At 74.1% G+C, this 12,559-nt stretch carries 12 protein-coding genes; 6 read left to right on the top strand and 6 right to left on the bottom strand.

The features are described from left to right. Positions 1-18: 18 nt before the first annotated feature. On the top strand, positions 19-903 hold the full coding sequence (locus ACFY93_RS17805; protein ID WP_391359916.1) for a 4Fe-4S dicluster domain-containing protein: 885 nt from the start codon (positions 19-21) through the stop codon (positions 901-903). Continuing rightward, positions 900-1,892 (top strand): NrfD/PsrC family molybdoenzyme membrane anchor subunit, encoded by a 993-nt coding sequence (nrfD, locus tag ACFY93_RS17800; RefSeq protein ID WP_391359532.1) that lies wholly within the window; start codon positions 900-902, stop codon positions 1,890-1,892. The genes ACFY93_RS17805 and nrfD overlap by 4 nt, the downstream gene beginning before the upstream one ends. A gap of 102 nt (positions 1,893-1,994) precedes the next feature. On the opposite strand, the gene ACFY93_RS17795 is transcribed toward nrfD, so the two are convergent. Beyond that, the gene (locus ACFY93_RS17795; protein ID WP_391359530.1) at positions 1,995-3,026 is read right to left on the bottom strand and encodes an NAD-dependent epimerase/dehydratase family protein; all 1,032 of its coding nucleotides are present in this window, start codon (positions 3,024-3,026) and stop codon (positions 1,995-1,997) included. A 274-nt stretch (positions 3,027-3,300) separates the two neighbouring features. On the opposite strand from ACFY93_RS17795, the gene ACFY93_RS17790 reads away from it, so the two are divergent. Further along, complete coding sequence (locus ACFY93_RS17790) at positions 3,301-4,143, top strand: alpha/beta fold hydrolase (protein WP_391359527.1); 843 nt, start codon at positions 3,301-3,303, stop codon at positions 4,141-4,143. A gap of 63 nt (positions 4,144-4,206) precedes the next feature. Here the strand turns inward: ACFY93_RS17790 and ACFY93_RS17785 are convergent, their stop codons facing one another. Then, positions 4,207-5,172, bottom strand: coding sequence for an oxidoreductase (locus tag ACFY93_RS17785; protein ID WP_391359524.1), 966 nt, complete (start codon positions 5,170-5,172; stop codon positions 4,207-4,209). Positions 5,173-5,360: 188 nt separating this feature from the next. Between ACFY93_RS17785 and ACFY93_RS17780 the strand changes: the two genes are divergently transcribed. Further along, entirely contained in the window at positions 5,361-6,545 is a 1,185-nt protein-coding gene (locus ACFY93_RS17780; protein WP_391359520.1) for a hypothetical protein, read from the top strand. Next, positions 6,542-7,765 carry a hypothetical protein gene (locus ACFY93_RS17775; protein ID WP_391359517.1) on the top strand — a complete coding sequence of 408 codons (1,224 nt, stop codon included), beginning with the start codon at positions 6,542-6,544 and terminating at the stop codon, positions 7,763-7,765. Before ACFY93_RS17780 ends, ACFY93_RS17775 begins: the two co-directional genes overlap by 4 nt. Before the next feature lie 313 nt (positions 7,766-8,078). On the opposite strand, the gene ACFY93_RS17770 is transcribed toward ACFY93_RS17775, so the two are convergent. Together ACFY93_RS17770 and ACFY93_RS17765 are read right to left on the bottom strand one after the other, a co-directional pair. Beyond that, the gene (locus ACFY93_RS17770) at positions 8,079-8,741 is read right to left on the bottom strand and encodes an HAD-IA family hydrolase (protein ID WP_391359516.1); all 663 of its coding nucleotides are present in this window, start codon (positions 8,739-8,741) and stop codon (positions 8,079-8,081) included. A gap of 103 nt (positions 8,742-8,844) precedes the next feature. Continuing rightward, positions 8,845-9,882, bottom strand: coding sequence for a PHP domain-containing protein (locus ACFY93_RS17765; protein WP_391359513.1), 1,038 nt, complete (start codon positions 9,880-9,882; stop codon positions 8,845-8,847). A 130-nt stretch (positions 9,883-10,012) separates the two neighbouring features. On the opposite strand from ACFY93_RS17765, the gene ACFY93_RS17760 reads away from it, so the two are divergent. Then, complete coding sequence (locus ACFY93_RS17760; protein ID WP_391359510.1) at positions 10,013-10,261, top strand: hypothetical protein; 249 nt, start codon at positions 10,013-10,015, stop codon at positions 10,259-10,261. Positions 10,262-10,351: 90 nt separating this feature from the next. Here the strand turns inward: ACFY93_RS17760 and ACFY93_RS17755 are convergent, their stop codons facing one another. Together ACFY93_RS17755 and ACFY93_RS17750 are read right to left on the bottom strand one after the other, a co-directional pair. After that, on the bottom strand, positions 10,352-11,608 hold the full coding sequence (locus ACFY93_RS17755; protein WP_391359507.1) for a ricin-type beta-trefoil lectin domain protein: 1,257 nt from the start codon (positions 11,606-11,608) through the stop codon (positions 10,352-10,354). Between the two features lie 191 nt (positions 11,609-11,799). After that, positions 11,800-12,336 (bottom strand): VanZ family protein, encoded by a 537-nt coding sequence (locus ACFY93_RS17750; protein ID WP_391359504.1) that lies wholly within the window; start codon positions 12,334-12,336, stop codon positions 11,800-11,802. Positions 12,337-12,559: the final 223 nt, after the last annotated feature.

Here is a 12,559-nt window from a genome sequence, read left to right as displayed (position 1 = left end):
CCGGGGCGGCAGGAGCGGGTGGGCTTCTTCACCGACACCTCCGTCTGCATCGGCTGCAAGGCGTGCGAGGTGGCCTGCAAGGAGTGGAACGCCATTCCCGAGGACGGCCTCACGCTGACCGGCATGTCCTACGACAACACCGAGGCGCTCGGCGCGTCGACATGGCGCCACGTCGCCTTCATCGAACAGCCCGCCCGCCCCGAACCGGAGGGACGCACCCGGCTGCCCCTGCTGGACGGCGCGCCCGCCCGGCAGCTCGGCGAACTCCCCCTGGCGGACGGGCAGGCCGCCGCCCAGCCCGCCGGGACCGGGGAGGGCTTCCGCTGGCTGATGTCCTCCGACGTGTGCAAGCACTGCACCCACGCCGCCTGCCTCGACGTCTGCCCGACCGGCTCCCTCTTCCGCACGGAGTTCGGCACTGTCGTCGTGCAGGAGGACATCTGTAACGGCTGCGGCTACTGCGTGCCCGCCTGCCCGTACGGGGTCATCGAGCAACGCCCTGTCGACGGCCGGGCGTTCAAGTGCACCATGTGCTACGACCGGCTCGGCGCCGGACAGGAACCGGCCTGCGCCAAGGCGTGCCCGACGGAATCCATCCAGTTCGGCCCGCTCGACGAACTCCGCGAGCGCGCCGCCCTCCGCGTCGACCAGCTCCACGAGGCCGGCGTCGCCGACGCACGGCTCTACGGGCACGATCCCGAGGACGGAGTCGGCGGCGACGGCGCGTTCTTCCTGCTCCTGGACGAGCCGGAGGTGTACGGACTGCCCCCGGACCCGGTCGTCACCACCCGCGACCTGCCCACGATGTGGAAGCACGCGGGCCTCGCGGCGCTCTCGCTGACCGGCGGCATCGCCCTCTCCTTCGTCGCGGGCCGGCTCACCGGACGGGAGGCGCGCCGATGACCGGCACCGAGAGCACCGCACCACGGCAGTCCCGGCGTTGGAACCGGGGGCGCCGCCGCGGAGAGCAGCCGATGGTCCCGAAGGCCGACTTCGCGTCGTACTACGGGCGCCCCGTCATCAAGGCACCGTCCTGGGAGGCCCGGGACATCGCCGGGTACTTCTTCCTCGGCGGACTGGCCGGGGCCGGTTCGCTGATGGCCGCCGGAGCCCACGCGACGGGTTGCGGTACCACGTCGACGGCGATGAAGGTCTCCTCCCTCGCCGCCGTCTCCCTCTCCGCCGCCGCGCTCATCCACGACCTGGGACGGCCCGCCCGGTTCGTCAACATGCTCAGGGTCTTCAAGCCCACCTCGCCGATGAGCGTCGGCTCCTGGCTGCTGTCCGCGTACGGCCCGGCGGCGGGCGTGGCCGCCGCGAGCGCCGTGACCGGGCGGCTGCCCCGCGTCGGCGCCGGGGCGACCGGCGCGGCGGCCCTCCTCGGCCCGGCCGTCGCCTCCTACACCGGGGTCCTCGCGGCGGACACGGCGGTGCCCGCCTGGCACGGCGCCCACCGTGAACTGCCCTACCTCTTCGTCGCCTCCGCGACGGCCGCCGCCGCCGGCATGGCGCTGGTCGTCGCCCCGCCCCGCGAGACGGCCCCGGCCCGGTGCGCCGCGCTGCTGGCGGCGGTGGCCGAACAGGCGGTCACCAAGGCGGCGGAGCGGAGCCTCGGGATGGTCGCCGAGACCTACCACGAGGGCAGGGCGGGCACCCTCATGAACGCGGCGAAGGCGCTCACCGTGGGCGGTGCCCTCGCGGCGGCGCTGTTCGGCGGCCGGAATCGCGCCGTGGCCGCCGCGAGCGGGCTGGCCCTCCTCGCGGGCTCCGCCTGCACCCGCTTCGGCGTCTTCACGGCCGGGATCGCCTCCGCCGAGGACCCGAAGTACACGGTCGTGCCCCAGCGGGAGGGGGTCGAGGCCGCCGCGGCGCACGGCGGGGGAGCGGGGTAGCCGCGCGCGAGCGGCCGTGACGGCGGGCCCCGTTCCCGCACGCACGCCGGGCCCTCTCTTCCGCGCCGTCCGCGCGCGGGAGAGGGGGCCCGGGGCGGCGCGTCAGCCGACCTTGCGCCCGCGCAGCGGATCCGTGGGCGCCCCGGCGCCGCCGCGCAGGCCCTCCAGGAACTCCTCGACGACCTCGACCGCCGTGCGCTCCGGACGCCAGCCCAGCTCGGCGCGGGCCCGGGTGCAGTCCATCAGCGGCAGCCTGAGGACCGCGTCGAACAGATGCGGTGAGGCGGGCAGCAGACGCAGCCCCCACGCCGCCGCGACCGCCGACCGCGCGGCCGTACGCGGCAGCCGCACCGGCCGCGCGTCCAGCAGCTCGCCCAGCACCTCGGCGTCCAGCGGCGGTTCGGCCGCCAGGTTGAACGCGCCGCGCACGTCCTGGGTGACGGCGAGCCGGTACGCCTGCGCGGCGTCGTCCGAGTGCAGCGCCTGCACCCTGAGCCCCGGGACGTCCGGCAGGAACGGCAGCTGGTCCGGGCGGAGCAGCGGCCCCGGCAGGAAGCGGCCGCCGAAGATCCGCCGCTGCTCGCTCGCCGACTCCCTCTTGAACAGGAAGGCGGGCCGCATCCGCACGACCCGCATCCACGGGTGCTCGTGCTCGAAGGCGTCGAGAGCGCGCTCCAGATACGCCTTCTCCCGGGTGTACGCGGCGTCCGGCCACCCGTGGGTCGGCCAGGACTCGTCCACGGCGCGGTGCTTGGAGCCGGGCGAGTACGCGCCGACCGACGACGCGTGCACGAGTGCCGGCACCCGGGCCGCGGCCGCCGCCTCGAAGACCCGGATGGAGCCGAGCACATTGGTGCGCCAGGTCACCGCCGGATCGTGGGTGGGCTGGAACGCCCAGGCCAGGTGGATCACGGCGGAGGCGCCCTCGAACCGCTTGGCCAGGTCGGTGCCCCCGGAGGACAGGTCCACCGCCGACCAGGTCGTCTTCGGGGGCGACCAGTCGGGGACGCGCCGCGCCATGCCCAGGACGGATTCGACCCGCGGATCCTCCGCGAGCAGGCGCACCACGCTGGTGCCGACGTTGCCGGTCGCGCCCGTCACGACGATCCTGCCACCGGATTCCATGCTCACCATCGGCTCCTCTCCCGCAGGGGTCCGACCGCCCGCCGCAGGCCGCCCACGGCGGAGGGCGGCGGCGGGGCGGCCGCCGGGCTCCCCGAGTACCCGGACAGCCCGGGACACATGCGGACGGTCCCCCTCGCCGCGGCCCGCCGTCCGGCAGGGGATCGGGCACGCTCCGGGCCATGACCTCCGGGGTAATCGACCCGCGCCGTCCGCCCCGGAATGATTCACGACTACCGAGCACCTCGCTCGCTTCGCCCCACGACCGGATTCCGGGAGGTATCCCATGCCGTACTTCGAGAGCCCCGTCGACGGTACCCGGCTGCACTACGTGGACTACGGGCCCGCCGACGGACCTGTGATCGTCTTCGTCAACAGCTCCTACTTCGGGACGGAGATGTGGGAGTACCAGATGCTGCCGCTCGCCGACGAGGGATACCGGTGCGTGGGCTTCGACCGGCGCGGTCACGGACGGTCCGAGGACGTATGGGGCGGCTTCGATCTCGACAGCCTGGCCGACGACGTGCACGGGCTGACCGAGCACCTCGGGCTCGACGCCGTCACCCTCGTCGGGCACTCCATAGGCACCGCCGAGATCGTGCGGTGCCTGAGCCGGCACGGCGCCGACCGGGTGGCGCGGGTCGCGCTCGTCGCCGGGATGGCCCCCGGCATCGTCCGCTCGGCGGGGCACCCCGAGGGCATCGCACCCGAGGACGTGCGGGCGGTGGCCGAGGGCTTCGCCCGGGACCGGGCCGCGTTCTTCGAGGACGGCGCGGACGCGTTCTTCGCGCTCGGGCGGCCCGGCGTCGACCTCTCTCCCGCCTACGTGCGGTACGCGGTGCGGTGTGCCGAGGGCGCGACCGCCCGCGCCGGGGCGGCCCTGTACGAGCTGATCGGCTCCCTCGACGTCGCCGCCGAGCTGACGAAGATCGACCTGCCGGTGCTCGTCGTGCACGGCACGCACGACACGTCCGCGCCCCTGGAGGTCACCGGGCGCCGGGCGGCCGGGCTGCTGCCGGACGCCACCCTCAAGGTGTACGAGAACGCCGGGCACGGCCTCTACGCCACCCACGCCCGGCAGCTCAACGCCGACCTCCGGGAGTTCATGGCCGGGGCGGCCGGGGCGTAGGCCCCCGCGGTCCGGCCGGCCGGGCGCCTCCCGTCCCGGCCGGTCAGGTCCCGTCCCGGCCGGTCAGGTCCGCGACGCGAACGGGTCCACCCCGGTGAGGCCGGCCGACAGTTCCCACAGCCGCCGGGCCTCTTCGGGATCGACCGCGTAGTCGCGTACGCCGCCCCGCGCGCCCTCCGTCGCGGGCTCGGCGATGTCGCAGTCCTCGCAGTACACCCCGCCCATGCCCGCCAGTCGCGGCGAGGTCGCCGCCCACACCTGGGTGGCCGCTCCCTCCTCGGGCGTCTTGAACCCGGCCGGGTTCAGCGGGGTGCCGTCCTCGTCGATCCAGCCGCGCTCCACCATCTCCTCGGTGGCCAGGTGCCGTTGGAGCGGGGTGAGGATGCCGCCCGGATGGAGCGCGAAGGCCCGGACGCCCGCGTCGCGGCCCAGCCGGTCGAGTTCCACCGCGAACAGCACGTTCGCCGTCTTCGCCTGCCCGTACGCCTGCCACTTGTCGTAGCCGTGCTCGAAGTGCACGTCGTCCCAGCGGATCCCGGAGATGTGGTGGCCGGCGGAGGAGACGGAGACGACCCGTGCGCCCCCCGGTGCGATCGCGGGCCAGAGGCGGCCCACGAGGGCGAAGTGACCGAGGTGGTTGGTCGCGAACTGGGCCTCCCAGCCGGGGCCGACCCGGGTCTCGGGGCAGGCCATGATGCCGGCGCTGTCGATGACGATGTCGACGGTGCGGCCCGAGGCGAGGAACCGCTCGGCGAAGGCGCGCACGCTGTCCAGGTCGCCGAGGTCCAGCTCGTCCACCTCGGCTCCGTCGACGTCCGCCACCGCCTTCCGGGCGGCGTCCGGGCGCCGGGCGGGGACGATCACGTGGGCGCCCGCGCCGGCGAGGGCCCTGGTGGTCTCCAGACCGAGTCCCGAGTAGCCGCCCGTCACGATCGCGAGCTTGCCCGAGAGGTCGATGTCCCGCAGGACGTCCCGTGCGGTGCTCCGGGCGCCGAACCCGGAGCCGATCCTGTGCTGTGCAGTGGTCATGGGTCGCACGCTACGAATTGGAGCGCACACCAAGTCAAGTGGACGCGCTCCACCCGGCCGTTCGCTTCCGCAAGCCGGACGATACGATCAAGCGCCCACGGAGACCGGGAGCATGACAATGCGCGGCCGGAAACGGGACGGGCGCGGGACACGGCGGGCGGGACGCGACGGGGACAGGGAGACACGGGGTGGCCGTGGAGAACGGGGCCGGAGCCGACGACGGCGACGAGGGGGCCAGGCCCACGAGACCTTCCGCGGACGAGGCCGAGCCGGCCGGGACCGACGGTCCCGAACAGGAGGGCTCCCGGTCACGGCGTGCGCGGCTGCGCGCACTCGCCTCGCACCGCCGGGGCCGCGCCCTGCTCGCCACGACGGCCGCCGCCGTCCTGATCGCCGCGGGCCTGACGACGACCTGGGCGACCGGCACCTGGCCGTTCCCCGGGAACGACCGCTACTGCTGGGGCGCCTGGCAGGAGAACAGCGGGCCCGACTTCCTCGCCGACGAGGCCGAGGAGTACGGGGAGCGTACGTCGGCCCAGTCCGCGCCGGCCCCCGGGCACCCCCGTGGCACCTGCACGGTCGCCGTTGGCGGCGACGGCGACGACACCGGCACCACGGTGAAGGTGACGTACGGCCCCGCCCCCGGGGACACCGCCAAGCGACTGGAGTGGATCGTCGACCACGTCGGCGGCGACGCCGTACCGGTCCCGGACGGTCTGCCCGGCATGGTCGCCGCCCGCAGCGGACTGCTGGTCCTGCCCGAGCGCTGCGACACCGCCGACGGCCGCCCCACCGCCGTCACCCTGGACGCGGAGACGGGCGGCGCCGGACTGGGCGGCGACCGCTCGGTGGCCGCGCTGCTCGTCGCCGCGGCCAACCACGGCATGGAGGCGGCCGGCTGCGCGGGTGAGCGGCCCCTGGAGGTCACCTCGCCCGTACTGACCCTGCCGGCGAGGGACGACACCTATCCGGACCGCGGATGCCGCATGCCCGGACTGGAGTTCGACGACAGCGTGTCCCGGCTGGTGGAGTCCCACGTCGGCACGGTGAGCGACGATCTGCAGTCCTGCGCCGTGCGGACGGGCAGCGACGACAGCCGGTTCTACGACATGCTGATGGTCGCCCGGCCCCGGCTCGCGGCGCTCCTGGACGGGACGACGGGCACGAAGCCCGCCGCGCGCGGCTGGCGCGGCACCGGGGTCTTCGGGGACGGCTACAAGGTCGTACGCGCCCAGTGCGGCAAGCGCCCCGCCACCTTCCTGATGCTGGGCACCACCGGCGAGGAGAGCAAGCGGTTCGCCGTGTTCACGGACGCGGTCACCCGGCGCCTGGGCTGCGCCCCGGTGGCACCGCACGGCGGTGAGCGGGTGTGAAGGGCGAACGGGAGGCGGGTCACGACGCGGACGGCGGCGAGGGCCGCGACGGTACTCCGGAGAAGGGCGGGAACGGGGACATGGGCGGGGCAGCGCGGGAGACGCCGGGCGGCCGGGACGCGGCGTACGTGCCGATCGGCGCGAAGCCGCCGAGGACCACGCCGCCGTGGTGGCACGGGAGGCGGCTGCTGCGGGGCCGGTGGCGCCCGGCGGTGGCCGCGGCCGTGGCCGGCGTCCTGCTCGGTGTGACCGGCACCGCCTGGCAGACCGGGAGCGGCCCCTTCGCGGCCGACGACCGCTGCTGGGGCGTCCTCGGCGCGGACGACCTCGCTCCGGTCTTCGAGCACCGCGAGGGTGACGTCGGTGTCCACGAACTGCCGCTGACACGGGACTCCCGGGGCATCGACGGCCCGGCCGGCACCTGCCGGGTGAGCACGCCCGGCTGGGCGGTCACCGCGCGGGTCCACCGTTTGGACGACACCTACGACGGCGGTGGCCGGTGGAGCCAGGAGTTCCTCTCCTCACGGCTCTCCCCGCTCGGCGGCGGGCTGCTCGGGATGGCCTCCGACACCCGGGCCTGGCTGGCCGTGCCGGACGGCTGCTTCGGCAGGCCCCATGATTTCGAGGGCCCGGTGGTGGCCGACATCTCCATGGGTTCGGCCGATCCGCGCATGGACGTGGACACGAAGGCGCGGGCGGTGCTGGCCCGCTCCGTGGTCCGGATCGTCAACGGGATGCTCGCCGACGAGGGCTGCGCCGGAACGATCGCCGACCCGTCCGGGCGGCTGCCCCGCCCCTCCCGTCCCCTCGACGAGAAGCCCGGCGCGCTGTGCGGCATCGAAGGGCTCCGCTACAGGAGCGAGGCGGAGGCGTTCCGGCACAGCCCGACGGTGACCGCGGGCGCGGGCCCCGTACGCACCTGCGAGCGGGGTGTGCTCAGCGACTTCGAGCTGCGCATGATGACGGTCACCGACCCGCGGATCGCCGAGATCTTCGCCGGACTGGCACTGCACGGCGGTGAACGGGTGCACGGTGCGCACGGATACGGCAGCCTCCGCGCGGACCTGGGCGTCTTCAAGGCGGAGTGCCAGACAGGAGGCGTGGTGTTCCTCGTCCGGTTCGACGGCAGGTACGCCGACGACGTACGCGGTCTGTTCGGCAGGTACGTGCGGGCGGAGAGCGAGCGGCTGGCCTGCGGGGACCAGAAGCTGTCGTTCTGACCGAAGGGGACGCGGCGGGAAGCCGGGCCCGGAGCGGCCCGGGACGGGGAAGGCCCCGACCGGGACGGGGGAATCACGGTCGGGACCTGTCTGTGGTGGGTGCGCACGGCGGTCGCCTCTCGGCGAGACGCTCCACAGGGCTTCAGCCGGACGATCGTCCCCGCGGGCAGGAGGTGAGGCCCGGGGACACTGTCCCGTCCGCACCCCTAGTTCGTTCAACGGAAAACTACCAGTGGGTGTTCCGGGGGACGGCCCCTCGCGGGGTGATGTGCGTCACGGCCGGGCGGGTGCGGCGGCACACCCGGCGGGAAGGTCACTTTCCGGCCAGCGGGCTGTCGTCCAGCGCCCCCAGCAGGTGAGCCGGGTCCTTGTAGACCGTGTCGGCCCCGGCCTCGGTCAGATCGGCCCGGGGAATCCCGCCGCACAGCACACCCACGCACGTCACGCCCGCCCGGGTGCCCGCGCGCATGTCCCACACGGTGTCCCCGACGAACACCGCGCGCTCCGCCGGGACGCCGGCCAGCTCCAGGGCGTGCTCGACGGGCTCGGGGGCCGGTTTTCCCTGCTCCACGTCGTCGGCGCTCGCCGTGGCCGTGATGGCGTCGTCCGCGTCGATCGCGCGGCGCAGCGCCGACAGCTCGTGCCCGCCCGCGGAGGTGGCGAGCACCACGGTCCAGCCGTCCCGGTGCAGCCGGCGCAGCAGCCGTCCGGCGTCCGGCAGGGCGGGCAGCCGGTCGAAGTACGTGCCGTAGAGGGCGGTGTGCGCCTTGCTGAGCGTGGCGGCCTCCTCGGGGTCCACGTCCTCGCCCAGGAGGTGGGTGACGAGGTCGTCGGAGCCCAGCCCCACCGCACGGTGGATGGCGTGCGTCGGCACCCGGCGTCCGGCCTGGCGGAACGCCTCCCACCAGGTCACCACGTGCAGATGGTTGGTGTCGACGAGAGTGCCGTCGACGTCGAAGACGGCTGCCCGGTCCATACGCTCTCCTTCTCGTGGGGCCGCCGCGCCGTCGCGGCGGGTCACCGGTCGCCGTACGGGTGCCCTCTCACGACGGGTCACCGGTGGCCGTACGGGTACCACGTCATCGGCCGGCCACGCGCGCCGGCCGGCGGCCCTCCCGGGTCCAGGCCAGCAGCTCGTCCGCGCTCCACGTGGTGATGACACGGTCGGCCGGCACCCCGCACTCCTCGGCCCGGGCGCAGCCGTGGATCTGCCAGTCGAGCTGCCCCGGGGCGTGCGCGTCGGTGTCCACCGAGAACAGCACACCCGCCTCGACGGCCCGGCGCAGCAGCCGCCGCGGCGGGTCGAGCCGCTCGGGGCGGCTGTTGATCTCCACGGCGGTACCGGACTCGGCGCATGCGGCGAAGACCTCGTCCGCGTCGAACTGCGACTCCGGGCGGCCGCGCCCGGTGACCAGCCGGCCCGTGCAGTGGCCGAGGACGTCCGCCCGTGGATCGCGTACGGCGGCGACCATCCGGCGGGTCATGGCCTTCGCGTCCATCCGCAGCTTGGAGTGCACGGACACGACGACGACGTCGAGCCGGTCGAGCAGCTCCGGTTCCTGGTCGAGCGAGCCGTCGTCGAGGATGTCGCACTCGATGCCGGTGAGCAGCCGGAACGGCGCCCACGTGCGGTTGAGGCGGGCGACGACGTCCAGTTGCTCGCGCAGCCGTTCGGGGGAGAGCCCGCGTGCCACGGTCAGCCGCGGTGAGTGGTCGGTGAGCACCGCCCACTCGTGCCCGAGCGCCGCCGCGGTCCTGCCCATCTCCTCGATCGGGCTGCCGCCGTCCGACCAGTCGGAGTGCAGATGGCAGTCGCCGCGCAGCAGGGCCCGCAGTCCTTCGCCCCCCTCCGCCAAGGGCGCCCCGGCCTCCTGTTCCAGGGTGCGCAGGTAGCCGGGCTCCGAGCCGTCCAGGGCCTCCCGCACCACCTGGGCGGTCTTCGGGCCGATGCCCTTGAGCGACTCCAGGGACCCGGCGGCCGCCCGCTCGGCGGCGGCTCCCTCCGGCAGTCCGGACAGCACGGCGGCGGCGGTCCGGAACGCGCGGACGCGATAGGTGGGCGCCTGGGCCCGCTCCAGCAGGAACGCGATCCGCTCCAGGGCCTCGACGGGGTCCATCGCCACCTCCCGGTTCCTGCCTCCAGCCTTGCCCAGGGGCGGCGTCCGCGCACGGCGGGGCCGGCGGTCCTCGCGCCACGTGGCGTACCGCCGGGCCGCTGACCGGCCGCAACCGCTCTACCCTCGAAGCATGACCGAAAGCGCGAGCCCTCGTGTCTCTGTCCCACGCATCATGGTGCTCGGGGTGCAGCCGGGCACGCCGCCGTTCCGCATCATGGAGATCGACGGCGAGATGGTCTGCGAGGCCAAGGGCATCACCGACGTCCTGCTGGTGGCCGCGGAGTACGGCATCACCGTCCACGACCTCGACGACCCGGACGTCGTCCGCTGGGTGGGCGGCGACAAGCTGACGTGGATGCCGCGCCGGGGACGGCGATGAGGGCGCGGGGCCCGGCCGCCGACACCCGGCGCGTCACCCGCGTCGTCGGTGTCCCGGCCGGGCCCCGCGCCGGCCTGCCCGTGCGGTCGCTCAGCCCACCGTCCACTTCTGGTTGGCCGCGCCCGAGCACGTCCAGATCTGCAGCCGTGTGCCGTTGGCCGAGTTGTTGTCCTTCACGTCCAGGCACTTGTTCGCCTGCGGGTTGACGATGTCGCGGGCCCCGGTGACGGTCCACTTCTGGGCGGCGGTGCCGTTGCAGTCGTAGAGCTGGACCAGGGCGCCGTCCGCCGTGCCGCCGCTGGTGACGTCGAGGCACTTGCCCAGGGCGCGCAGGGTGCCGTCGGAGCCCACCGTCCAGTTCTGGGCGGCGGTGCCGTTGCAGTCGTACAGCTGGACCGGGGTGCCGTTGGCGGAGTTGGCCCCGGCCACGTCGACGCACTTCCCGGCGAGCCCGGTGATCCGCCCGCCGGTGCCGCCGGAGTCGCCGCCCGTGGTCACCTTCACCTCGTCGACGATCAGCTGCTGCGGGAACGACGTCGAGCCGTCGGGGTCGCCGGGCCAGTAGCCGCCGACCGCGAGGTTGAGGATCAGGAAGAACGGCTTGTTGAACACCCAGGTCTTGCCGCCCAGGTCGGCGGGGGTGCGGCGCTGGTAGACGGTGCCGTCCACGGTCCAGGTGATGGAGTCAGGCGCCCAGTCCACCGCGAAGGTGTGGAAGGCGTCCGCGAAGGCCTGACCGCCGGGAAGGGTGTATCCGGCGCCTATACCGCCCGAACCGGAGTACCCGGGACCGTGGATCGTGCCGTGGACCGTCGACGGCTCGAAGCCGACGTTCTCCATCACGTCGATCTCGCCCGAGTTCGGCCAGCCGACCGATCCGATGTCGCTGCCCAGCATCCAGAAGGCGGGCCACATCCCCTGGCCGCGCGGGATCTTCATCCGCGCCTCGACGTGCCCGTACGTGCTGGTGAACTTGCCGGAGGTGTTGAGGCGGGCCGACGTGTACTCGCAACGCCCGTACCAGCACTGGTAGTCCGACGGGTTCTCGCGCCGGGCCGTGATCACCAGGTGGCCCTGGCCGTCCAGTGCCGCGTTCTTGTTGCCGGACGTGTAGTACTGCCGCTCGTGGTTGCTGACGTTGTCTCCGGTCTCGATCTGCCACTTGCCGGAGTCGACGGCCGAGCCGGCGGGGCCGTCGAAGGTGTCCGTGAACGTCGCGGCGGCGGCCGTCGAGGCGGAGTCGGGCGATTCGGGGCGTGCCTCGGCCGAGCCGACGGCGGCCGACGTCACGAGGACGGCGGACAGCGCGGCGAACAGGCATCTGCGGAGCAGGCGTGGGGAGTCCATGACTCTCCCTTCCGTGCGGCGCCGTGGGGACGGTGCGCCGACTGAGTGGGGGGCGGGGGACGTGCGTCGAGGGGATTCCGGGGTGCGTGGGATGCCGGGGACGCAGGCTTCGCCTCTTGATTTAAGAAGTGAACTAAGGGGGTGTCAAGACTCTGGTCCGGACCATCCGTTCAGAGGGAGCCCCCTGGGGCTCAGCCGAGGTCCCGGTCGCGCGGATGCGCCATGCGGCCCAGCCACCGGCCGAGCAGCAGATAACCCAGCAGGGCGCCCGCCGTGTTGAGGATGACGTCGTCGATGTCGAAGGCGCGTCCGGTGATGAGGGCTCCCTGGACCAGTTCCACCAGCAGCATCACCACCGCCGTCACGGCGGGTACCCGCACGACCCCCCGCAGCCGGGGGACCACCACCGGCAGCAGCACCCCGAAGGGCACGCCGAGCAGCAGGTTGCCGCCCACCTGCTTGAAGGCGTCGCGGAGTTCGGGCTGCGAGAGGTAGGCGTGCAGGGAGCGCCCCGGCCGCAGATTGCTGTGCGTCAGAGCCTCCGACGCCGGGGACGGCTCCAGGGTGATCCGGGCCAGCGCGGCCGCGAACGCCACCATCGCGGCGAAGGCCAGCAGCATGATCAGCAGCCGTACGGGCAGCGGGAGCGGACGCCGGCCGTGCGGGCCCGCCGCGCCCCGGCGGCGACCGGACTTCCCTCCGAGAGCGTGCGACTCCGTGTGGGGCATCCGGTCCTCCTGGCTTCAACTACCTTGTGTTTTCTGCCGGTTACCCCCGAAGGGGGACGGGATGCGCGATCCCCCGGCGCTCGCGGCGGGCGGCTTCGCGGCGGCGGACCCGGTTTCCGCCCGCGTTGCCGGGGCACTCCGGGCAGCGGACGGTCGCGCGCCGCCGCTCCGGGGAGCCGGGACGGTGCTTGGATGGCGAAACGGAAGATTCCGGACCGATCGA

Source organism: Streptomyces sp. NPDC008313 (assembly GCF_042956125.1).
Taxonomy (GTDB): domain Bacteria; phylum Actinomycetota; class Actinomycetes; order Streptomycetales; family Streptomycetaceae; genus Streptomyces.
This window is presented reverse-complemented; position numbering and strand designations above follow the sequence as displayed.